This window comes from Pseudoalteromonas sp. SW0106-04 (assembly GCF_001293805.1).
GTDB classification, from domain to species: Bacteria; Pseudomonadota; Gammaproteobacteria; order Enterobacterales; family Alteromonadaceae; genus Pseudoalteromonas; species Pseudoalteromonas ruthenica.
This window is the reverse complement of record NZ_BCAI01000008.1, coordinates 167,631-193,947: the sequence shown is the minus strand read 5'-3', so window position 1 is coordinate 193,947 and position 26,317 is coordinate 167,631. Positions and strand designations below refer to the sequence as shown.

General features: G+C 48.0%; 22 protein-coding genes. 7 read left to right on the top strand and 15 right to left on the bottom strand.

Translation table 11 applies throughout. The features are described from left to right. Positions 1 to 660 precede the first annotated feature (660 nt). The 10 genes from W04_RS11105 to W04_RS11060 all read right to left on the bottom strand — a co-directional run bounded on the left by W04_RS11105 (position 661) and on the right by W04_RS11060 (position 10,346). The gene (locus tag W04_RS11105; RefSeq protein ID WP_053910877.1) at positions 661 to 1,614 is read right to left on the bottom strand and encodes a hypothetical protein; all 954 of its coding nucleotides are present in this window, start codon (positions 1,612 to 1,614) and stop codon (positions 661 to 663) included. A 108-nt stretch (positions 1,615 to 1,722) separates the two neighbouring features. Further along, positions 1,723 to 2,199: a hypothetical protein gene (locus W04_RS11100; RefSeq protein WP_053910876.1), complete on the bottom strand. Its 477-nt coding sequence runs from the start codon at positions 2,197 to 2,199 to the stop codon at positions 1,723 to 1,725. 109 nt (positions 2,200 to 2,308) lie between these two features. After that, positions 2,309 to 2,626: a hypothetical protein gene (locus tag W04_RS11095; RefSeq protein WP_053910875.1), complete on the bottom strand. Its 318-nt coding sequence runs from the start codon at positions 2,624 to 2,626 to the stop codon at positions 2,309 to 2,311. A 64-nt stretch (positions 2,627 to 2,690) separates the two neighbouring features. After that, on the bottom strand, positions 2,691 to 2,972 hold the full coding sequence (locus W04_RS11090; protein WP_053910874.1) for a hypothetical protein: 282 nt from the start codon (positions 2,970 to 2,972) through the stop codon (positions 2,691 to 2,693). A gap of 82 nt (positions 2,973 to 3,054) precedes the next feature. Next, positions 3,055 to 3,975 carry an SIR2 family protein gene (locus W04_RS11085; protein WP_197275961.1) on the bottom strand — a complete coding sequence of 307 codons (921 nt, stop codon included), beginning with the start codon at positions 3,973 to 3,975 and terminating at the stop codon, positions 3,055 to 3,057. Between the two features lie 81 nt (positions 3,976 to 4,056). Further along, the gene (locus tag W04_RS11080) at positions 4,057 to 4,590 is read right to left on the bottom strand and encodes a hypothetical protein (protein WP_053910872.1); all 534 of its coding nucleotides are present in this window, start codon (positions 4,588 to 4,590) and stop codon (positions 4,057 to 4,059) included. Positions 4,591 to 4,711: 121 nt separating this feature from the next. Continuing rightward, complete coding sequence (locus W04_RS11075) at positions 4,712 to 5,167, bottom strand: hypothetical protein (RefSeq protein WP_053910871.1); 456 nt, start codon at positions 5,165 to 5,167, stop codon at positions 4,712 to 4,714. A 24-nt stretch (positions 5,168 to 5,191) separates the two neighbouring features. After that, the gene (locus W04_RS11070) at positions 5,192 to 5,947 is read right to left on the bottom strand and encodes an NYN domain-containing protein (RefSeq protein ID WP_053910870.1); all 756 of its coding nucleotides are present in this window, start codon (positions 5,945 to 5,947) and stop codon (positions 5,192 to 5,194) included. 425 nt (positions 5,948 to 6,372) lie between these two features. Continuing rightward, positions 6,373 to 8,778, bottom strand: coding sequence for a YbcC family protein (locus W04_RS11065; protein ID WP_053910869.1), 2,406 nt, complete (start codon positions 8,776 to 8,778; stop codon positions 6,373 to 6,375). Continuing rightward, positions 8,778 to 10,346: an NADH-quinone oxidoreductase subunit L gene (locus tag W04_RS11060; RefSeq protein ID WP_053910868.1), complete on the bottom strand. Its 1,569-nt coding sequence runs from the start codon at positions 10,344 to 10,346 to the stop codon at positions 8,778 to 8,780. Before W04_RS11060 ends, W04_RS11065 begins: the two co-directional genes overlap by 1 nt. A 97-nt stretch (positions 10,347 to 10,443) precedes the next feature. On the opposite strand from W04_RS11060, the gene W04_RS11055 reads away from it, so the two are divergent. The 4 genes from W04_RS11055 (at position 10,444) to W04_RS11040 (ending at position 16,670) form a co-directional block, all read left to right on the top strand. Further along, entirely contained in the window at positions 10,444 to 11,331 is an 888-nt protein-coding gene (locus W04_RS11055) for a LysR family transcriptional regulator (RefSeq protein WP_053910867.1), read from the top strand. A gap of 198 nt (positions 11,332 to 11,529) precedes the next feature. After that, positions 11,530 to 14,502: a TonB-dependent receptor domain-containing protein gene (locus tag W04_RS11050; RefSeq protein ID WP_373432702.1), complete on the top strand. Its 2,973-nt coding sequence runs from the start codon at positions 11,530 to 11,532 to the stop codon at positions 14,500 to 14,502. A 127-nt stretch (positions 14,503 to 14,629) separates the two neighbouring features. Further along, on the top strand, positions 14,630 to 15,736 hold the full coding sequence (locus tag W04_RS11045; protein ID WP_053910888.1) for a Xaa-Pro peptidase family protein: 1,107 nt from the start codon (positions 14,630 to 14,632) through the stop codon (positions 15,734 to 15,736). Continuing rightward, entirely contained in the window at positions 15,723 to 16,670 is a 948-nt protein-coding gene (locus tag W04_RS11040; RefSeq protein ID WP_053910865.1) for an ornithine cyclodeaminase family protein, read from the top strand. Before W04_RS11045 ends, W04_RS11040 begins: the two co-directional genes overlap by 14 nt. Positions 16,671 to 16,875: 205 nt before the next feature. Here W04_RS11040 and W04_RS11035 read toward each other — a convergent pair whose 3' ends face one another. Then, positions 16,876 to 18,120 carry an iron-containing alcohol dehydrogenase gene (locus tag W04_RS11035; RefSeq protein ID WP_231658118.1) on the bottom strand — a complete coding sequence of 415 codons (1,245 nt, stop codon included), beginning with the start codon at positions 18,118 to 18,120 and terminating at the stop codon, positions 16,876 to 16,878. Between the two features lie 184 nt (positions 18,121 to 18,304). Further along, complete coding sequence (locus W04_RS11030; RefSeq protein WP_082342217.1) at positions 18,305 to 20,005, bottom strand: collagenase; 1,701 nt, start codon at positions 20,003 to 20,005, stop codon at positions 18,305 to 18,307. A 125-nt stretch (positions 20,006 to 20,130) separates the two neighbouring features. On the opposite strand from W04_RS11030, the gene W04_RS11025 reads away from it, so the two are divergent. Further along, positions 20,131 to 20,613 carry a glutathione peroxidase gene (locus W04_RS11025; RefSeq protein ID WP_053910862.1) on the top strand — a complete coding sequence of 161 codons (483 nt, stop codon included), beginning with the start codon at positions 20,131 to 20,133 and terminating at the stop codon, positions 20,611 to 20,613. After that, positions 20,614 to 21,060: a MarR family winged helix-turn-helix transcriptional regulator gene (locus tag W04_RS11020; protein ID WP_022945819.1), complete on the top strand. Its 447-nt coding sequence runs from the start codon at positions 20,614 to 20,616 to the stop codon at positions 21,058 to 21,060. It abuts the gene before it with no gap. On the opposite strand, the gene W04_RS11015 is transcribed toward W04_RS11020, so the two are convergent. Continuing rightward, entirely contained in the window at positions 21,057 to 22,121 is a 1,065-nt protein-coding gene (locus W04_RS11015; protein ID WP_082342216.1) for a mechanosensitive ion channel family protein, read from the bottom strand. The genes W04_RS11020 and W04_RS11015 overlap by 4 nt on opposite strands. Before the next feature lie 132 nt (positions 22,122 to 22,253). On the opposite strand from W04_RS11015, the gene W04_RS11010 reads away from it, so the two are divergent. Continuing rightward, entirely contained in the window at positions 22,254 to 23,222 is a 969-nt protein-coding gene (locus W04_RS11010; protein WP_053910860.1) for a YihY/virulence factor BrkB family protein, read from the top strand. Between the two features lie 52 nt (positions 23,223 to 23,274). On the opposite strand, the gene W04_RS11005 is transcribed toward W04_RS11010, so the two are convergent. Both W04_RS11005 and W04_RS11000 read right to left on the bottom strand, forming a co-directional pair. Next, positions 23,275 to 25,188, bottom strand: coding sequence for a CHRD domain-containing protein (locus W04_RS11005; protein WP_053910859.1), 1,914 nt, complete (start codon positions 25,186 to 25,188; stop codon positions 23,275 to 23,277). Between the two features lie 143 nt (positions 25,189 to 25,331). Further along, the gene (locus W04_RS11000; RefSeq protein WP_053910887.1) at positions 25,332 to 26,192 is read right to left on the bottom strand and encodes a DMT family transporter; all 861 of its coding nucleotides are present in this window, start codon (positions 26,190 to 26,192) and stop codon (positions 25,332 to 25,334) included. Positions 26,193 to 26,317 lie beyond the last annotated feature (125 nt).

Below are 26,317 nucleotides of genomic sequence, written 5' to 3'. Positions count from 1 at the left end.
AGTCTAGCCTCTTGATTTTCGCTCATATACATAGGCAATTGGGGGTTACATTTAGCTACTGCTAATCTATCAATCAAGCTGTCTTTCATAGAGTCTCAACAGTAGGTTTTATTATGCCTGATAGTGAGATATTTGGGAGGTCAGTGTTCAATCAAAGTCGGTTCTAAATACAATGACCTTGATAAGTTATTTTGAACTTTGTTAAAGCCTGAGATCAATCGCTACAATTTTCTAGTGCAGCAGGAATGAACGAAGTTGAGCGCAATTTGAATTTTTGCAGATATTAAAATTTTTTATATTAACTAGAGCTACATGACGCTGAGCTAGCAGGCAGTGGCATAGCGGCATAATCGCAAGGGCGACTACGTTAGCACACCCATGTCACGCGCAGTGTTATAAATGGTAAGTGTCTTTCTTCGATTTAATCCTTCTGGATTTTTGTGTCTTTCAATATCCTCTGCTCCAGCGTTAGCTGGGCAGCCACACAACTCACATTTATCCAAATTTGGCTCGTTGCCAGCCTGACAGGCTTGGCAAGTCCATCTATATCCTGACATTTTTCTCTATGCTCAAAAGGAAGCTAACGCTGTGATAATCAGCAGGCCGCGCGTAGCGTGGCCTGTCCGGTTGAGCCGCGAAGGGGCCAAATTCATCGTCTTGCTAAATTTTTACCCCTAAACAGATCGCAATCGCCGCCAATGCAGCCTTCTCTTCCTTGCTAATCTTGCTGCCAAAACCGAAGAAACCACCCGAGGCTTCAGCAATCTGTTTACCAATTATGAATAATGAAATCTTAAATTGATTCGCACTATCCTCAGATAGGTTTGCTTCAACTATAGATTTTAGTGATTCAAGCTCAGCGATATAGTCTAATTGCTTAGTAGCCATTTCTCCGATTATCTCAGGAATCTGTGTAATAACGTTCGTTACAATCCTATTAATCAATGGATTCTGCAGAAACTCAGGATTAGAAAGCACCTTCATAAATGCTAAGACTTCTTTCTTGTCTACCTTTCCATCTGCCGCAGCAACAAGGAAAAATATCAGAAATGGAGCTTGCTTCAGCTTTTCAAAATCTTCGGTGGAGAATTCAGTATTCTCTGCCCCAGACGCTGAATTACTGACTCCCGCTTGATCTTCATACTTATCAGCCCAAATCTTTCCACCCTCTGGGTGCGATTCTAAGCCATTGAAGAAAGCATCAGAGATCCATTCGTAATCCTCAGCTTTAAAACCAGTTGCTTCTGTAATTTTAAGCCTGTGGACTGCAAACCCCTTTTCATGGCCTGCGTTCCTATACGGAATCATGAACTGCGCCTTTTTGGACGAGTCATTCGCAAAGGCCACATCAACAATTAAGCAATCGGTTTTACCAGAATCTAGAGTTACAAGAGCATCTTTGATAAATACACCACCTTTATGGTCACTATCTAACTCGTTGATCTTTTTATCACCGATTGACATCGCCTCCGCTGACCCCATCGCGAGCCTTTCCATATTCTCGCTTCCGTCAGACTTCAAGAAACCAACAATCGGAATCAATGTCTCGCCACTTGATACACTCCAAATTGCATGGGATGCAAAATTACCTGCCATAGTTAATACGTTTTTCATTTAATACTCCTTTATTTAAAGAATCGTGAAAGCTTAACGTCATACATAAGAGGCTTACAGCGAAGCTGGGCGTCCCAATGAGCGAAGCGAACGATTTTGATGTGCTTGTTATATTGCATTGTAAACCATTGGCTCACAAGGCTTTGGTCTATATTCACAATACCAATATTCAATGGTTACAATTTGAGCGATAGCTTGCTCTTTAGGTACTTGAGTAAATAAACCATTCTTTAATACATAAAATAGCTCATTTTCATTAGCTGCTACTTTAAGTTGATTCCATTGACCAGCACCAACCAAGTTTGAATTGTGATTGAAGCGATATTGTATAGTTGCATCCTCGGCTAATGTAATTGAACTATAGGCTCCAAAATATAGCTTACTATCAATGCCGTTAACTATTACTTGTTGGTGCGCACTTGGATCTTGGTATGCAGCAGGAGATATTAGATATACGATTGTACTTTCGGTACTAGGAAGAATAGGAAATTGATATTCAGCTGATTTGGATTTTAAAATTTCAGCAGGGATTCCGACGCAAGATATTAGCGCCGAAGCGACTAAAATAATGATTAGATTACGCATAGCTCTCCTTGCAATATAACGCCCTAATAATGGGCGGATAATGCTTGGCTAAAATTAGCGAGGAACGAGCGTCAGCCAAGCATTAGACGTCCATTCATTAATGCGCTTATTAGATGTTTTTAAATCTTTGCATTAGATATATACCACCTGCAATTGTACCAAATGGAACACTCAACAGAATAATAATGGACACAGGCAATGCAAATTTGTGAACGGCCTCATTTTGTTTTAAGAGATACACACCACAGAGCAAAGCTAAAAAATTAATAGCCAACAATGTATTAATTAGCAAAAAAATTGAAACTGGTAAGGATTGAACGCTAGAAAGTTGAGTTACACCAAATATATAAGAACATAAAGATGCTAAAACTGCGCATGCTCCATAAATGGTAAATGCGATACCTGAAACCTTAAATTGATTATCCATAATTTTAATTTATCTCCATCCTAAAGAAACACCTAACGTCCCAGCGAGCGGTTACAGTGGTTTGTTATGCATGGCCAAACTTCAAAAGAGCCATGAATGCAAAAAGTGATAAAGCACTGCCAATCATGTAAAACCTGGCTTGCTTGTAACTATTAGGATTGTCTGTTTTGTTGAACATCCGCACCAAACCTGAGCAAAATGCTTGTAGGCTGGCAGTGGATATTTTCCTTTCTAAAACGATCATTCCTAGATTGGCAGCAAAGAATATAAACAGTATTAATAATATTACTGTTGAGATAATTACTGATGTACTTTCAATATTTACCAATCCCAATCCCAATCCCAATCCCAATCCTTTCTATGCATAACGCCGCGCTCACCGGAAAACTTGGAGCGCAGCGGAAAATTTATCCGTGTGCAGCGCCTTGTTAAAGCTCATCCTGATTTTGCACTTTATTAACTAACTCTGACAACTCATCATAGTTTTCATACCAAATGATATTGAGCCCTAGTTCACTAAAAAGCTCTTCCTTCATCGCATGGTGGCTATCTAGGAACTTTTGTACAACTGTTTTTCTAGACGATACTACTTTCTTTTTTTGTTCAAATGCGAACTCTTCGTAGCTCATGCGCTTCATCAATGCATAATGCTTAGAAGAACCGCTCTTTCTAGCTGATATTTCTAAGAGTCTTCTTAAATTCGGATCTGTCAATGAGAGACCAGCCATCAAACACGTTTGATCTCGTAACTGGCTGAGTTGAACTAGATTTGACCAGTGATATGGATCGAGAAAAACCTCGTGATAACCTTCTTCTGAAAAAACAAACGTTGCCTCTCCTAAATTATCATATCCATTTTTATTTCTCGGTAAAAAGCCATGAACATGATAAACAGGTAAATCATCATTTGAGTAGCGACCGACTTCTCTATAAATACTTTTGTGTTGAACTTGATACTTTTTGAGCTCTATCTCGAAAAGATCGTCAAAATTGTATGTAACTACAGTGTTTACTTTCGGGCCGCTTCTTCTAGGGATACACATTTGAGCTAAAGCAGCTAAAAGTGGTGATGTTTTTGAACCACGTTTATCATAGAGCCTATAAAGTGTTTTAGTCACTTCATCGAGGAAAGGCTCAATATCCCCTACTGTTGAATCAACAATTCCTCGACGTAAATATCTTGCTGTCATTAGTGGTGATGGGTCGTCTATATCTCTAAGTCGCTTAACTAAGTCATCAACTTCTTCGTCTCTTGCATCAATTCCTGTGTCTAGTTGTTTAGCTACTAAATTTACGAATAACGAATCTAGTAGAGAAGTCCAGTCTGGCATTCCTGCAGCTATTGACACTCCGGCTCCAAGAAACAAAGACATATTGTTATTTTTGTATGCCTCACTGAGTCTGAAAAGTCGTTCGTTACGAATTTCTTTCTATTCTGTTTCACTTTGACGATAGCTTACCGCTCGCTTTAGTGTTGCTGTAGATAAGTTGCTTGATACTTTAGCAAAGAAATCAATATTGGATTTAGATATTTGGTTTAGTCTTCTTTGATCCCAAATTTCTAGCTCTTTATTTTTGCATATAGAACTCCAATCTCTCTTAATTGATTCTATTTTTGATTCTGATAGCTCTTCAGCAAAAATAATAAGAGCGCTGTTAAATTTATTGCTCTTATTCATCACCTGGCTTAGGTGGAAATAAACTCGCTCAATACGATCTGAACGATAAGCCCCTAATACCTCTATCAACGTTTCGCCAGAGAGATTATCTATTCCATCGGGTGCTATAGCATCTGGGATGTATGACCGACTTTCAGTGAGCCTTATTCTAGTTCTTTCTACTGAAAGCGATTTTTGCTGCTCTGCAAGATAGAATGACAATAGCTCTAAGGTATATGCCTCGATCTGAGACATATACTTCGCTCCATACTTGTTTTTTTGATTTAGAAGTTCGTTTAGTTTCATTCTTAATTACTTCGATACTTGAGAGCTTTAACGCCCGCCTAAGAGGCGGAAAATGCTTGGCTAAAATTAGCGAAGAATGAGCGCAAGCCAAGCATTTTGCGTCCATTTTTTAAGGCGCTTGTTAGAAGCTGCCTCTTCGGTGCTCTTTTGAAGGATCATGAGGCTGGACATTACCACCTTGTGTGGCTTTATTTATGTAGCCCAAATCTGTTTCAATCTCTACTTGAACCAAGTAAGGTTTACCTAATGCTGAGCGCCAGTAGTGATACTTTTCTTGATACTCTTGATTAAAACTAAACTTCGCAGAAACTGACTTAACCCATTCCCTTGGAATCTGATGCGCAGCAAGCATTCGATTCACCTCAGACTTCATCGATTGGCACATATCAACCAATACAGGTGAGACAATATCGCTTTTACAATCTATTAAGTTTAGAGTGAGCGAATCAACGCCATGCTCTTGTGCAAGTAGAAATAACTGACCCACGGCCCAATAGCCGAGATAGTCATTATTTCGACCACTCAATAATTCAGAGAGATTGTTCACAACCCCTTTTAGTTCTCTACGACGAGGCATAAATTCTCATAGGCTTCTAACGCCTCAAGCAGGGGCGCAGCTTTGCTGCGTCCCTTGCCTTGACTTGTTAAGTTGCTTTGCCCTTTTTTTATCTCTAACCCACAAGACCGAGCCATTTGTTTTCTTCATTTCAAACAGATCAATCGCTTGGAATAAATCACTTAATTTCTTGAAGCCATAATTTCGTTGATCAAAGGATGCGTGATTAGATATGTGAGTACCAATTGGCCCTAACATTGCCCAACCACCGTCCTCTTCTACTGCTTCTATTGCCTGTCTAAGCAAGTTCATTAGCTTGGTGTCACTCTTTATATTCTTAGTCTGCTTCTGGACAGGAAGCTCTTTTTCGCGGTCCTCATCGAGATAAAGAAATCGAGAACAACTATTTACGAAAGCCAATGGCGCTTTACGTTCACCAAAACCAATTACAAACTTGCCATCGGCTAATGAGCGAGTTACCAATGGAGTAAAGTCACAATCTGACGACACAAGACAAATGACGTCAATGTTTTTTGTGTACAGTACATCCATTACATCTATGACTAATGCCATGTCAGTGGCATTTTTACCTTTTGTAAGATCAAACTGTTGAATAGGCTGAATTGCAAACTCGTGAAGTACATCTTCCCAAGGCTTCAAATTCTGATTTTTCCAATTACCGTATGCCTTTCGTATATTGACCACGCCATAACGAGCCAACTCAGAAAGAACCTTATCTACCTTTTGAGCCGGAGCATTATCAGCATCAATGAATACTGCAATCTTTTCTTTATCCTTCACGGATGCCTCCTTGCAACTTAACAGTGTATTAGCGTGCATTTCGGGTTAAGCCAGAAACTTGAATGATAAACACTTAGTTGCACACTTAATATTTTTCCATGAATTCATAAAGTTACCAGAGTAGACTCGTAATGTCTAAATAGAATAGGGTGGTGGGAAACGAGCATTGAGATATCCGAGCCTAACAATGGCACGGTATGTAAAATAGTAACTTTAATATTTTCAGTGCTTTAGCCTGATTTTCTACTTATTCGAGCCAAAAGCTGTTCTGTATAATGAGCCTCATTTTGACCTTAGTGGACAACTTCGCTTATTCCAAATTCACATGCTGATGCGCATTACCACTGAGCGACTCCGAAAAGCCAAGTAGCGCAGCTGTTCTGGCTTTTGGCTATTATGCACTCATGGCACAACAGCGTGTATGCTTAGCAGGTTTGCCACGCGCCGTCACAAAAGCGTTCAATCTGGCCATCGTCGTCCCAGCGCATTAAGTTGAGCCAACGGTTATCAACCAAGCTTTTAACGCTTTCGTGGCGCGCATAAATAGACTCAATAGGCTTTCGTGGCGCGGCGATGTACACGCTCAAACGCAGTGGCTCGTGCATCCAGCGTTCGCCATTGTGGATAGATTGCATCGCCAGGCCAATACGTAAGTCGCCGCCGTTACCCTCAAAGATCCCTATGTTACCGCCTACTGCATTGTGCAATACCTTATTGCCACTGCCGTATTTGTAGTTATCGGTGACCGATGCGGTATATTGGCTGTTGATCCAATTGGTTACTATCATTGGCGCCGTCATAATAAGCTCTAAAGTGCGAAAGGCTTCATCATGTTGCCAGTGGTAATCGTGTAAAAAGCTACGCCCTTGCAGGTTCGCATTGCGTGTCCAGCTACGCGGTGCGACGATAAAGGCGGCATTATTCGCCAGCCCCCATTCCGGGCGCACTTGCGACCAGTCGCCAGCGCGGTTTAAATAGGCTTTGTCGATGTCTTTATCGCTTTGCTCTTTAAGCTCAGGGGCAATATTGATCAGCCGTTCGCGCTGAGCTGTATTCGTGGCGTTATCGAGCCACTGACGGCTTTGCTTGTCCAATTCGCTATCAAAAATCTGAATATGGTCGGTGGTGGTGTTATGCAGCGCGGCAACAAACTCGGTGACGCTAGGAATCGTGATCCCTTTGCTTGCCACCTGTTCACGTACTTTTTCGTCATTCAATAATTGCGCTAACACACGCACATTCACCTCGCCGCTTTGTCCGCCACAGGCGCCGCACTCAAGGCCGGCAGCGTGAAGGTTATTGGTGGTGTGGCTGCCGTGACCCACTAACAACACCTTGGGCGCATACCGCTGTATGCCCATGGCTTTGAGTACGCCGTAGGCGAACTCAGCTTGTTGCGCCAAGCTTAGATTATGGTCGTCCTTATGCAGTTGCCACTCAATGTGCTCATTGTGTGCGGCTTTTTTGGCACGTTTAAATGAGTTTTTCAGCATTTTCAGGGCGTACATCCAGCCTGCGGATTCCACCATCGAAAATGACGACGGCGCCGCCTTTGACCAGCCTTGCCAATGAGCACTGAAGTGGCGTTTGAGTTTTGCACCTTTAGGCGCCTGGGCTTCACTTACTTTGATAACAGGTTTAAGCAGTCCCGGAAGTTGCGGGCGTTTGAGCGCGCTGTCTGCTGGTTGATATTCCAGCGGTAAGCCAAAAAAGCCTGCAAAGCCAAAAGTATGAATATGCTCACTTTGTGCCTCTAAGGCACGGCGCATCACTTCTGAACGCACATCAATACAAAAAACAGCTTGTAGCGCACTTTCGCTAGGGGGAGCAGGCTCTGCTGCTTTGAGTGTGGCGTGCAAGTTTTGTTGGTAATTAACCTCTAACGCTTTGGCCCACACCCACAATGGTTTTTGCGCAGCTTTAAACGCTTGCGTACGTTCAGGAAGATGCTGTTTTTCACATTGCCATTGCTCATGCAAAACTGCGAACGTGCTGGCGTGTTGCGCTTTCAAATAGCGCCAAATGACTACATCCCAAGCCATGCGGATCGCCAGCAGTTGCAGCATGTCGTCCTGCGGCTGTTGGTATAGCCTGCCTTGCCAGCGAATGTAGGCCACCCATGAGGCCCAGCCGTTTATATCGAGCAATAAGGCATGGGCATAGGGCTCAAGCATATCATCATCAAGCTCTAATAAGCGCAGGCTTTGCGATAGTAGCTCATCAGCCGTTTCCGGTAGTTGCTGAAAATATTCATGTAAACCAGCTTCATCCATGACGATACTGATGCCTTTGTCAGCGCGAATAACACTGAGCCAGTGTCGGTATAGATCTGGCATTGACGAGACATCGTCACGGTACAGCATCGGCCTTAACTTTTGGTAATGAGCAGCGCAAAACTGACTGATCTGATGGACTATTTCATCCCGCCACGCCATTTTGTGGGCCGGGCGGTGAGCGTCTAGTAAATCGGCGATATTGTGCCAATGCTGTTGTGGCAGCGCGATTTCCAAAGCACTGTGTAGTTGCTCGGGGGTGAAGTCATAGCCTAATTGACTGTTGGCCATGGCCAAATGCGCATCGGTGATGTCGCCATCGGCCCAGCGCTGGCGATAATACGCACGAGGCATGAGCAAGTCGACATTGGCCAAAGTTGCCAGCCGGGCAGCCACATCTTCAATGGCAAGGCCGCGCATTTCCCAAAACGGATTAACCGCTATCATCTGATCTAACGGCCAGTTCGGCGCTATGTATTGGCATGCTTGAGTAATAGCTTGTTGCTGCGTGCTGCTCAAGCTAAATAGCGGTGAAGGCGAGGGTTGCTGAGCGCTCATTAAAAGTTCTCCTTAGCTGAACTGGCGGACGAGTGTGAGGCAGTTTTAGCATTTTGCCGGGTGGGTAAGCGCGTAGGCCATATTCTCAGAGTGAGTCGAGTCAGCCATTCATCTAAGTATAAACCTGCGAACAAGATAGCCGAGAGTGCTTGCACTCTAGGTTTATGGTTTTGATAGCGTAAAACATAACTGCAACACATCAGGCTGACAATCAGTAATAAGGTCCACAGATCGGCAGCACTCAAGGGCGCCTCTCGCCAGTTACTTGCGGGCACAGCAACCGCAAACAGCGATTTAAGGGCTGCATAACAGCTAGCCAGAGCCAAAGCTAACAGCGCCATGGTGACAAAGTGGCCGTTGGTGATAAGTCCACGACGAGTGGCAATAAGCACACTCAAGGCGAGGGCAACCAACGCCCATACACTGATGGCGCCGTAGTAACCGCTAAAATGGTATACCAAAGCTACGGCAATGCAGGAGAACACGCCACTGGCAAGCCAGTCTTTGCCATTGGGTGAGCGCCCTGGTGACAGCCGCCGAGCGATATCTTCTTGCACGGCGCTGCCTGAATTTAAAAATGCGTGTGCTTTGTAGGCTGAGTGGGTCACTAGGTGCAGCAGGGCGAGCTCAAACAGCCCTAATGCGCACTCAACCAGCATTAATCCCATTTGTGCACTAGTGGACCACGCCAAGCGTACCTTCACGCTTACCCGAGTGGTCATCACAAGGGCGCTGATCACTGTGGTGAGTCCGGCAACGATAAGTACTAACCATTGTCCCACGGTGGCTTGCATAAATAGGGGCGCGAAGATGATTAACAAAAAGCCGCCTAGGTTGATAACCCCAGCATGCAAAAGCGCACTAACCGGGGTCGGAGCTTCAACTACTTGCATCAGCCAACCGTGAATGGGTAGCTGTGCACACTTAATCAAGGCCGCTAGGGCAATAAAAAACCCGGCGCAGTGTTCGGTAAGTGTCAATGGCACCGTGTTGTTAACATAAGAAGCGGTAATTTCATTGATTAACAAGCTATCGTGATGCCAATAAAGCAGAGCAAAGGCCACTAACAGCGAGGTTTCTGCGCAGCGTGCCACAATAAACTTTTTATGGGCAGCCATCACCGCACGCGGTCTGTCAGGATAGAACATCAGCAATCTGTGGAGGGCGAGGCTAATGGCCACCCAGCCCAGCCAAAACAGCACAAGGTGGTTACTAATTACCACTAAGGAGACCGCACTTAAGGTCGCGATTAAGCGTCGCCAAAATAAGTTGATTCGCTGCTCACCGGCCATGTAATTGCGGCAAAACTTTATTAATATCAAACTCATGAAAAGGATAAGACCAAGGACGATTAAGCGCGCTGGGGACACTGTTAACACGCTAAGGGGAGTGGCATCAAATTGGCTGTAAAGCACCGCTGTAGCGGCGAAAATTAAGCCAAGTAGGGAGATAAGGCGAAACGCTCCTTTGCCATTGTTGGCACGCTTCTGCGTCCCTATATACCAAGAACTTAGCGCCAAGCTCACAGGAATAAAGGCCAGTAAAACAGAAATTAACATGTCACTCATCGATGGCTCCTTGGTTGAGTGCAGCTAGTATGGCAAAGATGCAAAAGTAAAAAAAATATATATAATTTAACGAACCGTTCTGTTTTGTATAAGTATAATGAATCGACTCAACTATCATCACCTGTATTACTTCTGGCGTGTTGCGCGTTTGGGAAACCTAACCCAAGCAGCGCAGGAGTTGCATGTATCGCAATCAGCGTTATCGGTACAAATTAAGCAGCTCGAACAATCAATGGCAATTAAGTTGTTCGCTCGCCAAGGTCGCAACCTTGTGTTAACCGATATGGGTAAGCGGGTATTGGCCTATGCCGATGATATATTTTATAAAGGTGAAGAGCTCTCGTCGTTTTTATTAAAAGGAGTACAGCAAGAGAAACAGCATTTGTCGATTGGTGTGCTTAATACCTTATCGCGGAACTTTATCGAGGGCTTTATTACCCCACTACTGAATCACCAAGATGTGAGCTTTTCTTTGACTGCGCGGCGCATGGAGGGATTGCTCAATGGCTTGATTGATCATGAACTGGATGTGGTGCTAACCAATCGCGCTATCAGCCCAAACCATCAAGACGATCTCTGGCAGAGCCGGTTGCTATCCCGTCAAGCCTTGGCGATAGTCGGGCCGCCGAGCACTAAAATAGACAGTGATTTTCCCTTGGGGTACGAGCAGGTGCAGTGGGTGGTGCCGAGCGAAAACTCAGAAATTCGTGACTCTTTTAACGCCTTATGCGCGCGATGGCAGTACAAACCCGATATTAAAGCACAGGCAAATGATATGGCGATGCTTCGTTTATTGGCACGGGACAGCGGTGCGCTGGCGGTGCTACCACCGGTGGTGGTAAAAGATGAAATAGAGCAAGGCATATTGTGTCAGTATCAAAGTCTGCCAGATGCTTACGAGCACTTTTACGCCATCACCGCACAGCGCAAATTTATGCCCGATGCCCTCGCTCAGCTATTTGAGCAGGTTGCGGTGATCCCCTAACGATCCCGACCGCCGCTATAACCGCGATAATCTCTCACTCATAAGAGAATTGACTAAGTATATAAGTATTTTGTGTATATTTAATATTGTATACAATATGTAAAAGCGATATGGTGTGTTCGCCTTGAGCAATAAAACAACAACATCAAACAGGATAAAACCATGGCAACAGCATCAAAGCGCCGCTCCCGCAAGGGCATGCAGGCATCGTTAAATCGTCTTTTTCAAGTTAGTACCTTGGCCCTTGCAGTAGCCAGCGCCACGCCTGCAATGGCGGTGGATGGCAGCAGTATCGTTAAAGGCACCATAGTAAGCAGCGCCGGTGAAGATATTACCCGTGCCACCATCACTTTAGTGCATATCAGCAAGGGGTTAACTTATGAAGTCCGCACCGACGCCGATGGCGAGTACATTTTGCGGAACGTGCCGGTGGGCACTTACAACGTCACCATAAGCAAAGAGGGCTATCAAAACGTCATTGAGCAAGGCGTGAAAGTAAGCATTGGTCAATCCATCATCTTAGATGCGCAAATGCTACAGGCCGGTGCGCAGCCCATGGAGCGCATTGCTGTTACCGGGGCTGCCATTCGCCGTGTCGATTTAGGTTCATCGACTTCTGGGTTAACTTTCTCTGATGAGGAAATCAAGGTGATGCCCTTGCAAAGTGGTTTTGAAAGTATCGCTTTACTGGCACCAGGCACCGCCGCTGCTGGTGGCAGCAGTTTTAATGGCGCATCTAGCTTTGGCGGCGCATCCTCTGCGGAAAATGGCTATTACTTTAATGGGTTGAATGTAACCAGCATTCGCACTGGGCTCGGCTCTATTCGCCTGCCTTGGGAGGCTATTTCGCAAACCCAGGTCAAAACCGGGGGGATCAACCCTGAATTTGGCGGCGCAATGGGGGGGATTGTCAATGCAGTGTCCAAATCCGGTGACAATGACTTTAGCGCTGGCGCCGAGGTGCGCTGGGAGGGGGATAGCCTGCGCTCCCAGCATGACTCAATTTATCAAAGTAATGGCACCATCAGCACCAATACCCAGCGCAGTGCCTACGACTTTAGTGAGCTGCAAGTATGGGCCAGTGGCGCCCTGATTGAGGACACCTTATTTGCCTATGCTTTGTTTAATCCGCGCCGCGAAAGCTCAGAGGGCGCAGGGCAAACAACCTTTAGTGATTTCTCCCGCGATGAAGACCGCTGGTTCAGCAAGTTAGATTGGTTTATTAATGAAGACCACGCCGTTGGCTTTTCAGCGATGAACAACAAGCGCGAATGGGAAACGGACACCTACGGCTACAACTGGCAGCAAGATAGCATTGGCGATCAGCAGGGAGTGACGGCACCGGGGGAGGACGGCGGCAACATGTATAGCCTGTCGTACAATGGCTACCTCAGTGATTATTTTTCTGTGTCGGCGGTAGCCGGGCGCGTTACCGAGAATGTTGAAAATGTGGTTGCTTCAACTAACCCGGGAGTTTGGGACGAACGCGATGGTTTTATTACGCTTTCCGAGCACACCAATGCCAATGTCTCGGCAGAGGAATATACCCGAGACCAACTGCGGCTAGATTTTAACTGGGACTTAGCCGCCCATGCGCTGCAGTTTGGCGTTGATTACACCAAGGTCGAGGTGGATTACTTCTCCGGACAAAATGGCGAAGGTGATGCCATGGGCTGGTGGACCATTGCCACCGCTGCAGACAATGATATTTCCGGTGCCGCCGCTGGTGAAGATTATATTGAGCGACGAGTACGCACTCGGGCCGTTGATTCCGATACCAGTGCGTTGGCGTTTTACATTAACGACTCATGGCAGGTCAGCGAGCAGCTGGTGCTGAATTTAGGCTTGCGCTATAGCCAATTTGAAAACACCGTCAGTGACGGGCGCGCCTATGTTGATATCGACAACCAGATAGCGCCGCGCCTGCAAGCCATATATGACTTATGGGGCGATGGCAGTGCCAAGGTCTATGCCACGTATGGGCGTTATTTCCAGCCCGTGTCGGCGAATATGAACATTACCCAAGGTTCGGCATCGGTGGAATGGTTTGAATACTTTGAGCTCGACGAGCTCAATGGCTCGGGCGAACCTATCTTACTTGCGGATGGCTCTCCTAGTCGGGGCGCGATGTTACGCGACAGACGCTGGCGTCAACGCGGGATCACTGAGCCGGGGCTGATTGCATCCAGTAATCTTAAACCTATGTATTCCGATGAGTGGACTGTAGGCTACCAACAAGAAGTGTTCAGCGACATGACCTTTGGGGCACGTGCCATTTATCGCAAGCTTGGGCGCAGTGTCGAGGACACAGATGTAGGGCCGGTGCTGGCGAAAAAACTGGCTGAATTAGGCATTGCCGATAATGTCGGCCAAGGCTCCTATTATGTGCTTAATAACCCCGGCGAGAGTGTACAAATGAGCTATGACTTCGACGGGGATGGACAAGTTGATGAAGTGACCTTAAGTGCCCAAGAGCTGGCATTGCCAAAGGCTGAGCGCAAATACCTGGCTTTTGAGTTCACTTTGGATGGCGCCATCACCGAGCAGCTGCGCATTGACGCTTCTTACACCTGGTCGCACAGCTGGGGCAACACCGAAGGCTTGGTAAAAACCGACAACGATCAAGCCGACCCCGGTTGGACAACCTCTTATGACTACGGCGATTTAATGGACCATGGTTATGGCAACCTACCGAATGACCACCGTCACGCAATTAAGCTCTCGGGAACGTATGATATTACCGACAATTTAACCTTTGGCCTGGTTGCCCGGGGCATATCAGGTCGCCCGAAAAGCTATTTCAGTGTGCACCCCGAGGGCGTTGATAGCTGTGCCCCAGGCAACCCCTGGGATGCGTGTATCAGCCGCTACTACGATCATGCCTCGCATTATGATGAAAACGGTGAGCCAGCACCGCGTGGCAGCAAAGGCAACTTACCTTGGAGTACACAAATAGATATGTCGTTAAGCTACTACAGCGAGCTATTTGGTCAAGAGCTGATGCTTAAGGGCACCGTGTATAACGTGCTGAACGATGATACCGCCATCGCCATTAACGAAGAGCGCACGCAATATGGCGCCAATGGCCTCGAGCTTAACCCAGATTATGGCATGACAACCTGGCGTCCAGCGGCGCGTTACGCCTCATTGGTGGCGCGTATTCGTTTTTAATTCCCTGAACTGCGTTATTACGCAACCCCGCCGGGCACCTTAGGTGCTCGGCATTTTTCGTTAACGACTGAGGTGCGGTATGTGCGCCTTAGCGGCAATCACTATAGAGGAACTAGAGCGAGGAGTTATGGCGATACCATTTGATTTTCAGCGCCGTATGGCGCGCTTAAGAGCACAGCTTGAGAGTCATCACGTACAGGCATTGATCATTCACAGCGGTGAAAACATTGCTTATCTCAGCGGGTTTAGTGGGCATGGGGCCACCTTGGTTGTGAGCGCCGAGCAAGCGTTACTGATCACCGATTACCGTTACTACCTGCGTGCGCTAGAGGAAACATCAAAGATGGAGGTTATCCAGCGCGATCGTGACCGCGAAAGCCTTGGGCAATGTTTAGCTCGGGTGTGCGCCAAGCACAGCGTTCTGGGCTTTGAGGCAGAGCATTTTAGTGTTGGTCAGTGGCAGCATATCGCCGAGCATTTACGCGCTAATACCTGTGTTGCCACAGTGCAGGTGGTCGAGAGGTTACGCCGTGTTAAAGATAACCAAGAGATTGCCTGTATCCGTGGTGCTGCCGAGATTGCCGATGCGGCCTTGGCCGATACGCTCACTTTGCTTGAAAGCGGCATAACTGAGCGAGAGTTGGCAATAGAGCTTGATTATCAAATGCAACGCCGTGGCTCGCAAGGGGTGTCTTTTGACACTATTTTACTGTTCGCTGAGCGTACGGCCTTGCCCCACGGTGAGCCAGGAGCGAAGCGCTTATGCGAGGGCGATTTAATCTTAATTGATTTTGGCGCTGTGCGCAGCGGCTATCGCTCAGATATGACCCGCACCTATGTTTGGGGCGAGCCCACTAGCGAGCAGCAAGCCTTATTTGACGCCGTTGCGAAGGCACAACAAGCAGCGTTGCAACAGGTTTGCGCAGGCATTTGTTGCCATGAGTTAAACCACGCCGCTCAGCAAGTGTTGGCCTCGAGCCCGTATCATCGTTATGCCGGCGAAGGGTTGGGGCACGGTGTTGGCTTAACCCTTCATGAGTTGCCCTTTATTAAAGCCAATGCCCCCTATCAATTAGAAAGTGGCAACGTCATCACCATTGAGCCCGGCATTTACATTCCCAACTATGGCGGTGTGCGTTTGGAAGAAGACATTGTCGTTACCGAGACAGGCTATCAGCGCCTGACTCATGCCCCTCAACAATTCGCGCTAAGGAGTGCACATGGAGATTATTAATCAACAGCAAGTACAGCAAGTGATGGCCTATGCGCCATTGTTAAAAGCGCTACAACAAGGCTTTGCTGGTCAAGCCACTATGCCCAGACGCAATGTCTACCCGCTCAGCCCCGATAGCGATAACCATGATGCGTTCGCGGTGCTGCCGGCATGGAATGAGCAAGTCATCGGTGTTAAAGCTTTTACTTATTTCCCTGAGAATGAGCATCATGGCAAATCCAGTTTGTATTCCAAGGTGATGTTATTTTCGCGCCAGCATGGCGAGCCGCGAGCGCTGGTGGATGGCACCGAAATCACCTTGTGGCGCACCTCAGCAGTGTCGGCATTAGCGGCCAGTTATTTGGCTGTGCAGCAGGCGAAAAAGCTGGTGGTATTTGGTTCGGGTAAGCTCGCTCCGTTTATGATCCGCGCGCACCTGAGCGTGCGAGATTATCAACAAGTCAGTCTGGTTGCCCGCAACACCGCCAAAGCCGAAGCCATCCTCGCGCAACTGCGCCAAGAGTTTGCTCATTGTCAATTTGAGCATACCTCAGCCAGTGAAGCGCTTATTGCCAGTGCCGATACCATCTGCTGTGCGACCGGCAGTCACGCGCCGCTGTTTCGTGGTCAATGGCTAACGCCAGGGACTCATATCGACTTAATAGGCAATCATCATCGCGATGCTCGTGAGTGCGATAGCGAAACGATAAAACGCAGTCGCGTGTACGTGGATAGCCGCGATAACGTGCTCAATGAAGCCGGGGAGCTGCTAATCCCCATCAGTGAGGGGGTGTTCTCACCCGAGCAAATACAAGGGCAACTCAGTGATTTAGCCAGCATCAATGGCCCGGCGCGCAAAGGTGATAATGACATCACCTTATTTAAATCCGTGGGGACTGCGCTCAGTGACCTCATTGCGGCCAATTATGTGTACCAGCAACTCAGCGACCGCTAAAGTCAAAGTGCAGTGCTGCGAAGTACTGACAATCACCCGAGGACGTAGCCTACGGGCTATGCCTATGGAGCTGATGGGCCTCAGGCCTTATTTGTTGACCTACCGACACGGCGGCCGAGTCAATTCATATATGCTATATAGCCATACGCCACCGCCGCGCTGGCTTTATATTAGCAAGCGCGGGGACGTTGTTATGTATTCACGCTCAGCGATACTGGCCTGCCAACGACTGTTGCTCGCTTGTTTGCTTGGAGTGCTGCTGTTGTGGCAGTAGCGAATACAGTATTGTTTCGATGTCATGCTGGTTAAAAAAACAGGGCACCGGGTAGTCAGGATGGGCTTCAGCAATCGCTCGTTTGGCTATTGTGGCGATGTCTTCTTGGCGCAGTTGCGCAATGGTACCGGGGATAGCGCAGTCATGTAGCAAGGTGGCAATCGCTGCGCGCATATCTTGAGCATCGCTATTTACTGTCAAGGTTTGTTGTGCCAGCGCCGTGAGCTGAGCATCGATTCGCTGTCCATAGGCATTGAGCACTGGCGTTAGCAGCAGGGCGTTGGCTAGGCCGTGGCCAATGCCGTACAGCGCTCCCAATTGATGGGCAATCGCATGCACATAACCCACCGAGGTGCGGGTAAAGGCTTGGCCAGCATAAAACGCCGCCCACAACATGTGCATGCGCGCATCGATGTGGTTGGGCTGTTGGTACACAAGGGGTAAATGAGTGAGGATCAGCTTAGTGGCAGCCACGCTTTTTGCTTTACTAAAGCGCGTTGCATTAATGCCAATATAGGACTCAATCGCGTGAGTGAGGGCGTCTATGGCGGTGGTTGCACTGAGCTGAGGGCTCAAACCAAGGGTTAGTTCAGGCAGCAAGAGTACCCCTTTTGGTACTAAACATAAGTCATTGATGGCGAATTTTATTTGTCGCTGGTGGTCGCTGACTACGGCGGCGACCGTGACTTCCGAGCCGGTGCCCGCCGTGGTTGGCACTGCATAAAGTGGCACCAAGGGGCGCAACACCTTAAATAACCCCTGCATTTGCTGCAGAGATTTACTCGGTCGAGCAATGCGTGCGGCGATCAGCTTACCGCTGTCCATCACCGAACCACCGCCAATGGCGATAATGCCTTGGCAAAGGTGTTGCTGAAAGCAGCTTACCCCTTGCTCAATGCAAGGTATCCCTGGATTGGCCTCAACATCGCTGTAGAGCACCGTATTAACCCCTTGCTGATGTAGCGCAGCAATAATGGGTTGCTGCAAATTCAAAGCAACGATTCCCGGGTCGCTGACCACTAACAAGGTGCGCAGATTTTGCTTTTTAACCTCACAAAGCCATTGTGACAACGCTTGCTGCCCGGCATAAACATGCGGCGTGCGAATGGGCAAAAGCGCCGCTGCGAGGCGAAGACCGAAATGATAAAGCCGATATAACCGATGTGTGAACGTCACTTCGCCTCCAAGAAGATATTGTTGTGCGGATACGGGCGCGCACCATTGCTTACCCATAGCAGTATAGATGTTTTCACAAAACTGACCATAAAACATTAAGTTATAGCTTTATGGCGGTAAAGCGGCGAGAGGCAATCACGGTGCTCACACCTTATCTTAGCACCGTGCGTAAAGGGGCTTTACATTACAACAAGTGACGGTGATGCGCGTCGTAGCTCAGGTGCGAGGGCATTAGGTAGTCACGATAAAGGTATCGGTATAGTCGGTTTTTTGTCTCATCCTGTTGCTGCTTGGGCTCAGTAGCTGCAAGCGCATTGATAAAGCGTGCAAAGTGCGGTTGATGCTGCTTAGCGATACGTGCGAGTGTGCGCGTATAGCCTTGATAAAAATCACCACTAAGGTGGCGCTGCAGTGAGCGCAGCGCATCAATATCATGCTGCTGTAAATAACGCATAGCTAAGTATGACCATTGATAAATTTGCTCGCTGCTATCGTTGTAATCAGTGGCAAAAATAGCCTGTAAGCTTGGTCTTTCGTTGGCATCGGTGTCTTTTATGACTTCGATTGCACGAGGGTTGTGCTGAGCTTTGGCGATGAGTTCTGCAAGGCCTTCGCTCCACCACACTAGGTGCTCGGCAAAGTGGCCAAAACCGCCGTATTTATTATAACGGCCATCAAGGTAGTGCACATATTCATGATTGAGATTCCACACCCGGTTAGTATCGGCTAGCCAAAACGCACGGAATGAGTAAAACGTTGCTTGGTTTTGCGGATCGCTGGGCGTCCCTTCTATGTACATACCGCCATTGTTAGTTTGAATATCAAACAGTAGCTGACCATAACGGTTGTAGTCGCTGTAATTGTCGAATATGACCACCCGTAAGGCATGGTTATGATCGTTGGCCACGGGCGTATAGTCGCTGGCGAATAGTTCATGAAAGTCCTGTTCTTGGGCGATTAAGCGGCGGCAGCTGTATTGCAGTTGCTCACTGTTGAGGGAAGTGGCGCGGATAAACAAGCGTTCACTGCACCGGTGGTTAATCGGTAGTACATCATCAATATTGGGGCTCGCACAGCGCGCTTGGAAGCCTTCTTTACAGTAGCTCAAACCACGAAAACTATTGACCAAATATACGGTCGAAAATAATCGCTGTTGCTCGTTTTCATCGTCAGTACTTTGCTGCACTGCTTGCCAAATCGCGGCATCAAGCGCGTGTTGTTGTGACGGTGGTAACAATTGGTGCCAATAGCCCAATACCCAAAGTGCATGCTGCTGTTGCCATTGCGAGCGGGAAAGGGCATCACTAAGTACCTTCAAGGTTGAGGGCGAGCGGACAAGCGTGTGTTGCAGCGGTGCTTCGGTGCGCGCGCTGAAAGCCAAAAAGGCCAGTGCCCGATAACTTTCCCATAGCGCATAGTCAGCGTGAATGGTTGTAGTATCAGGCTGCATGGCAATAAAGTCAGTGAGCGTGCTAATCCAAGAGGATGCCTTAGGGTGCAATGCGGGGGTATCAAGCAAGCGATAGATGCTCACCGCATAATGTTCCATAAAGCGATCATACTCGGCGCTATCTGTCTCTTTGGCCTTGTTAGCTAAGCGTTGTAAAGAGTTGGCGAGCTTAGTTCGCAGGCGCTCGCTGAGTTTATCGGGTTCGCCGAGATAGCTATATGAGCGTAAGAAATAAAGCACCGCATTAATCTGCTGCCACTGTGGGTGTGTCTGGTTTGCTTGGCTGTGCAAAAAGATAACGGCTTGCTTTGCCTCGGCCAACCTTGGCGTACTCGACCAGCCATCGATTGCGGGGGCAAGAGTGGATTCATCACGAGGGAGTGATGCACACCCAGTGATGAGTATTAGTAAAAGGATGAGCGTTATTATCTTCATACTGAATCGACTTTTATTGTTTAGCTAGACCATACATCTAATGTATATTGTATACAATAAATAAAACTTGAAAGCATTTAGATTGCGATCAATTATATTGTGCACAATATAATTGCGAGGTATTTATGTCTATTTATCAGTTTAACGCAGTCAATAATCGTGGCGAGCAAGTGCCACTTGAGCAATATCAAGGCAAAGTCTTACTGATCGCCAATACTGCAAGTAAGTGCGGCTTTACACCACAATACCAGGGGTTGAACGCGCTTTATCAAGACTTTGAAAATAAAGGGTTGGTGGTGCTCGCTTTTCCTTGTAACCAGTTTGGCGCTCAAGAGCCCGGTGATGATGCGCAAATAAGTGAGTTTTGTGAACTTAATTACGGCGTGTCGTTTCCGGTGATGACTAAGGTGGATGTTAATGGTGCCGATGCCCACCCTTTGTTTTCCTATTTAAAGCAACAAGCGCCGGGCGTGCTAGGCTCTAAGGCCATAAAGTGGAACTTCACTAAGTTCTTAGTTGACCAGCAAGGGCAGGTAGTGAAACGTTACGCACCGACGACAAAACCCGAAGCTATACGCGCCGATATTGAACAACTATTAGCACCCTAAATGACAGATAACAGCACCTTATATTTGCAAAACCAACTGTGTTTTAAGCTCTACACGGCCTCTCGGCTGGTTGTGCGCGGCTATCAACCTATGTTGAATGAGCTGGGCCTAACCTATCCTCAATATCTAGTGCTTTTAGTGCTTTGGCAGCGCCATGAACAGCAACAATTGCCCATGAGTCTCAAATCACTTGGCGCAGAGCTGCACCTTGACTCAGGCACATTGACGCCGCTGTTAAAACGGATGCAAAAGCAGGAGCTGCTATCTCGAGTGCGCAGTGATGATGATGAACGGCAATTGCAAATAGCGCTTACTGAGGCGGGTTTGGCGCTGCAAAGCAACGCTAAGCAGTGGCGAGACACCCTAAGCCAATCTTTGCAGTGTCAGCGAGAAGAACTGAATGCCATGGCACTGCAACTTGATGCGCTGATAGCCGAGCTCAGCTAGATGATGTTGTTGCCTTGTTCGGGCTCTCGGGATTTTTGCGCCTGTTCACGGATATCTTCGGCGTCGCTACTGATGTCATCCACCGCTTGATTATGGCTGCTGGCGCCAGTACTCGGCTTTGCCTTTTGTGGCTGTGCATGCGTAGTCTCGGCTGAGGCGTCAGGTTGGTTAACAATAATGCGCTCTCGAGCATCGTCAGGCATGCTGATCTCCTGTTCGGTAAAGGTATCGACCACCTCGCGCATCAGGTGCGAGGCCACTTTAAGCACACTGAAGCGTTCGCTATCAACCCAGAAATAAACCTGCAGGTTAGCGGTGGATGCACCGAGATTATCAATTAACACTTGTGGTGGTGGGTCGCTCAATACCATGGTTTTACTGCTAATACACTGTAAAGCAAGCTGTTGAGCCTGCCTTAGGTTATTGTCGTAACCAACGCCGATAATAAAGTGACCCCGCATCTTGGGGTTGGCAGTGAAGTTTTTGATCACATTTTTGTACACGGTGGCGTTGGGGATCTGAATATGGTTGCCATCAAAGTCAACCAAAGTGGTCGCGCGAGCGGTCACTTTACGCACTACGCCTAAACGGCCGTCCACCTCGATAACGTCATCTATTTTAAAAGGCCGCTGTATGCTTAGCAGCATACTAGAGATGAAATTCTCGGCAATATCCTTAAAGGCGAACCCGAGAATGAGTCCGATAAGGCCGGTACCACTCATTACTGCGACAGCAAATTCAGTCAGTGCGGCCAGACGAAGAAATACATAAACACCCAGCAGCATAATGAGAATACTGATAAAACGGCGCATGACCACCTGAACTAAACGGCTTTGGCTGAACCGATGCAAAGGTTTGATCAACAGGTAGGCCACAGGGCGAGCGAGCAGGCAGCATAGGATCATGACTGCGAGGCCAAGGCTGAGATTAGGTAACATTTGCCAGGCGTTGTGTAAAAACTGCCTAAACTGTTCACTCAATGCTTGCCAAGAGGGCTCTGGCATCGGCGGTGCAATGCGCTCAGCCGCCTTTAAAATCACAGTGGTAAGGTCAATACTCATGGTGTTTTTAGCCCACAAATGAACGAATAGGGGTATATGCGAGCAAATCCAGTGCCACTATGTTGGCGCTGTTATTGCTAGTTAATAAAGTACGATGACGGTGCGGCTGTGCCGCCAAGATAACGGAGTAATATGTTGAAAAAGCGAGGTTATCAGGCTCAAAAGCCCAGTGATGTTCCACTACGGGGGTGGTGGGACATAAGCAAACGGCTGGTCCATAATTTAGGCCAAGACAACTTATCCCTCGTCGCTGCAGGGGTCGCATTTTATGGCTTGTTGGCGATTTTTCCAGCACTTGCGGCATTATTATCACTGTATGGCTATTTCTTCTCAGCAGCAGATATGGTTGAACAACTTGATAGAGTACTGAGCTTACTTGCACCGGCGAGCCAAGACTTGGTCATGAGCCAAGTACAAGAGCTGAATGCGCAATCTCAAGCAAGCCTAAGCATCAGTGCCATTATCGGTTTCGTGTTGACCATCTGGAGTAGTTCCAAAGGCGCGCAAGCGATGATCACTGCGTGCAATATTAGTTATCACGAGAGTAAAAAGCGCAATTTATTTATTGCCCTATTAACGCGCTTTGTTTTTGCTTTTGGCGCCATCATTATTGCGGTGGTGGCTCTTGCCACCATTGGTATATTGCCGGTAATACTCAATTATGTGGGCTTCGAGCGCAACATAGACTGGACTATAAAATTAATCACGTGGGCGCTGCTGGCTGTCATCTTTTTATTGTCACTGAGTATTATTTATCGCTACGCGCCGCATCGTCGAGCGGCTAAGTGGCGATGGCTCTCTTGCGGTGCGCTCATTGCCACCTGCATGTGGGTTGTCGCCTCGATTGGCTTTTCTTTTTACGTCTCACGGTTCGCCTCTTACAGTGAAACCTATGGCTCACTGGCTGGTGTGGTGATCATGTTGATGTGGCTCTATATCAGCGCCTATATTGTCATTCTGGGCGCAGCGATTAACGCCAGTATTGAGCAACAAACCTTGACAGATAGCACCATAGGGGAGCCTCGCTCAAGAGGGGAGCGTGGGGCAACCGTAGCCGATGAATTAACCACTAAGCAGCGCCAGCAGGTAGACAAAGAATGAATTAGCACGGCGAGGAAATAAAAAAGGCCAGCTTTGCTGGCCTTTGTAAGCTTTATTGAATCTGTCCGCGTATTTCTCCGTCTGGGAAAGCAGGCGTATGGATATTCACGTAATGGCCACCACTGGCTAAAATAGCGAAAATTTCTGCGGTAATGGCCGCCTCCGCTGGTGCCATCCAAAGGTTGTCGTTCTCCATGTCTTGCTCCAAGGCGACTAAGACCGGGCCATTCTCACCCAGGTTACCGGTGTGAATGTGCGCCATAGTGGCATCACTGACACCGCTGGTAAGCACTTGCAGCTCGACGCCATAGTCGTTGGTGTTAACTAGGGCATAGCCATCACCAAAAGCGTCTGTGGTCACCATGGGTACTTGCTGATCGCCACTCAAAGGAAAGGCGACAAGTACATAGTTATCGGTGAGGATTTGCCCGCGCAGTTCACCCCCGGTATTTGCCGGTGTATGCACATTGACATAATGACCGCCTGAAGCCAGCACTGCGAATATATCAGCATCAATTTGTGTGCCCTCTGGGGTCATCCACACTCCTGCATCTTCCATGGATTGCTCAAGGGCAACAAACACCTCGCCGTTGGTACCAATACGGCCGGTGTGAATATGGGCTGCCGTGGCATCATCGACGCCTTCGGTGACAACCCGTACTTCGGTGCTGTAGTCGCTAGTATTCACCAAAGCGTAACCGCTGCCTGAGGCGGAAGTGGATACCGCAGGCACTTCTTGGGCACCACTTAGCGCGAAGGTGGCCAGCACATAATTACTGGTCAGTATTTGTCCGCGTAACTCGCCGCTGGGATTAGCAGGCGTATGCACATTGACGTAGTGACCGCCAGAGGCCAGCACAGCAAAAATATCGGCATCAATTTGTGTGCCTTCAGGGGCCATCCACGTACCAGCATCGTCAAGAGATTGCTCAAGGGCGACCAGCACTTCACCATTGGTGCCTACACGGCCGGTATGGATATGCGCTGCGCTGGCATCATCAACGCCGGTGGTGTTGACCTTCAGCTCAACGCCATAGTCGTCGGTGTTAACTAGGGCATAACCGTCACCAGATGCCATAGTCTCAACCGCAGGAACTTCTTGAGCACCGGTGAGTGGGAAAGTCGCGACAACAAAGTTATCTGTCAGAATTTGCCCGCGAATTTCACCGTCAGGAAAGTCAGGGGTATGGACATTAACATAATGGCCGCCAGAGAGCAGAACAGCGAGTGTATCAGCATTGATTTGCGTGCCCTCAGGTGCAACCCAATCGGTCATGACCTCATCATCTTGCTCGAGTACAACTAACACCTCACCATTGCTACCTATACGTCCGGTATGAATATGTGCGGCGGTGGCATCGTCCACGCCCATGGTTACGGCGCGCAGCGCTAACTCATTATTGGTGCTGTCAAAGGCGGCATAGCCATAACCAAGACCGACGCTGTCGTTAGCGGGAACTTGCTGCTCGCCGCTTAGCTTAAAGGTGATAATAGACGTGGTATCAGGCACAATCTGGGCACGAATTTCTCCGTCTGGGTAGGCGTCGGTGTGGACATTAATATACCAGTCGCCGTCCATTAAGTCCGATACTAAGTCTTCACTTAGATCGGTGATGGCCACCTCTAACATGCCTTCACTGGCTGCACTAAAGGTGAAGGCAACATCGCCATTTTCGCCGATATCTCCATCATGAATGTGGGCAGCACTAACGCCTTCGACATCACTGACATCGAGAGAGGCTCGAAACTGCATCAGGTTCTCATCGAGCTCAACAGTGGCAGCAGCGCTTTGCATGGAGTCGTTCATCGGTACTTCTTGCTTGGCGCTGAGGGTTAGCTCATAAGTTTGTGTGGCAGAAAATTCTGGTGCGGGAGGAGGGGGAGGCGGTGTAGTAACGTTGTCGTCATCGTCATCACTACAGGCACTCACAAATAGTAGACTACTCAGTAACAGTAGGTATCTCATAATGGCTTCCTGTAAATTGATTGCTCACAGAGGGACGTGTACTGCGTGTCCAACTAGGGCGATTACGAAAGCCTTATGAGAAACGATCAAATTCGCTTACATTAATTAACTTTTTATTTTCAAAAGCAGTGAAATAGACCTGGTTATGCTTTATTAGGTTGCAATGATGAGCCAATGGACGCGGTGATCACTAAGGCTACGGCCAGCCATTGTAGTGGCGTCAGCAATTCGCCCAAGATCATGAATCCGGCCAAAGCAGCAATGGCTGGTTCCATACTCATCATCACGCTAAAGCCTTGGGCTGGCATATTTCTAAGAGCAATCATTTCCAGCGTATAAGGTAAGGCGCTGGACATTACACCGACCAATAGGCCGAGCGGGATCACCTGCCAACTCAGTAAGGCCATGCCTTGAAATGCTGCGCCATAGGGGACTAATACCAAGGCTGCCACACTCATGCCTAAAGCAACAGTGCGTCCACCGGAGCTTTGCCCACCGGTGCGCTTCCCAAAGAGGATGTAACCTGCCCAGAAACCACCGGCCGCTAATGCGAGAATAACACCGATGGGGTCGAGGCCCGTTTGCGCATCTATCTCCGGCAGCAGCAACACAATACCTGCGATGGCCAATGCCACCCACACTAAATCACGTTTACGTTTTGAGCTCAGTAATGCAACGCATAAAGGCCCAGTGAATTCGAGCGCCACACCGATCCCTAAGGGGATACGCTCGATGGCATAATAAAAGGTTATGTTCATACCGCCTAAGCACAAGCCATAGGTGATAATACTGCGCCACTCGGTGCCCTGGGGAAGCGCTTTCCAAGGGCGAAAAACCAGACACAGTACCAAGGCTGAGAAGCCCAAGCGCAAGGCTGTGGTCCCTTCCGGACCTACTAGGGGAAATAGCTGTTTGGCAATAGAAGCGCCCGATTGAATCGTGACCATGGCCAATAAAACACAAAAAATAGCGCTGAGTAGCACACGGTATTGGGGAGAAAACATAGCAATCATCCGTGTTTGATGAGGTGGCGCTAGTGTAGCTAAGGGAGCTGGTGGGGTAAACATGGCCATTGGTTGCTGGTCGCATTTTTATTGTCATTGGTCTTGAAAACCATCGCTCGCGTCGC

Bases quoted from the DNA above. Each gene is read 5' to 3' on its own strand.
- W04_RS11100 (WP_053910876.1), bottom strand. From the start codon at position 2,199: ATGCGTAATCTAATCATTATTTTAGTCGCTTCGGCGCTAATATCTTGC.
- W04_RS11040 (WP_053910865.1), top strand. From the start codon at position 15,723: ATGGAGATTATTAATCAACAGCAAGTACAGCAAGTGATGGCCTATGCG.
- W04_RS11065 (WP_053910869.1), bottom strand. From the start codon at position 8,778: ATGAGCGCTCAGCAACCCTCGCCTTCACCGCTATTTAGCTTGAGCAGC.
- W04_RS11020 (WP_022945819.1), top strand. From the start codon at position 20,614: ATGACAGATAACAGCACCTTATATTTGCAAAACCAACTGTGTTTTAAG.
- W04_RS11095 (WP_053910875.1), bottom strand. From the start codon at position 2,626: ATGGATAATCAATTTAAGGTTTCAGGTATCGCATTTACCATTTATGGA.
- W04_RS11050 (WP_373432702.1), top strand. From the start codon at position 11,530: ATGCAGGCATCGTTAAATCGTCTTTTTCAAGTTAGTACCTTGGCCCTT.
- W04_RS11075 (WP_053910871.1), bottom strand. From the start codon at position 5,167: ATGCCTCGTCGTAGAGAACTAAAAGGGGTTGTGAACAATCTCTCTGAA.
- W04_RS11010 (WP_053910860.1), top strand. From the start codon at position 22,254: ATGTTGAAAAAGCGAGGTTATCAGGCTCAAAAGCCCAGTGATGTTCCA.
- W04_RS11005 (WP_053910859.1), bottom strand. From the start codon at position 25,188: ATGAGATACCTACTGTTACTGAGTAGTCTACTATTTGTGAGTGCCTGT.
- W04_RS11030 (WP_082342217.1), bottom strand. From the start codon at position 20,005: ATGAAGATAATAACGCTCATCCTTTTACTAATACTCATCACTGGGTGT.
- W04_RS11105 (WP_053910877.1), bottom strand. From the start codon at position 1,614: ATGAAAAACGTATTAACTATGGCAGGTAATTTTGCATCCCATGCAATT.
- W04_RS11045 (WP_053910888.1), top strand. From the start codon at position 14,630: ATGGCGATACCATTTGATTTTCAGCGCCGTATGGCGCGCTTAAGAGCA.
- W04_RS11060 (WP_053910868.1), bottom strand. From the start codon at position 10,346: ATGAGTGACATGTTAATTTCTGTTTTACTGGCCTTTATTCCTGTGAGC.
- W04_RS11025 (WP_053910862.1), top strand. From the start codon at position 20,131: ATGTCTATTTATCAGTTTAACGCAGTCAATAATCGTGGCGAGCAAGTG.
- W04_RS11080 (WP_053910872.1), bottom strand. From the start codon at position 4,590: ATGAAACTAAACGAACTTCTAAATCAAAAAAACAAGTATGGAGCGAAG.
- W04_RS11000 (WP_053910887.1), bottom strand. From the start codon at position 26,192: ATGTTTTCTCCCCAATACCGTGTGCTACTCAGCGCTATTTTTTGTGTT.
- W04_RS11015 (WP_082342216.1), bottom strand. From the start codon at position 22,121: ATGAGTATTGACCTTACCACTGTGATTTTAAAGGCGGCTGAGCGCATT.
- W04_RS11055 (WP_053910867.1), top strand. From the start codon at position 10,444: ATGAATCGACTCAACTATCATCACCTGTATTACTTCTGGCGTGTTGCG.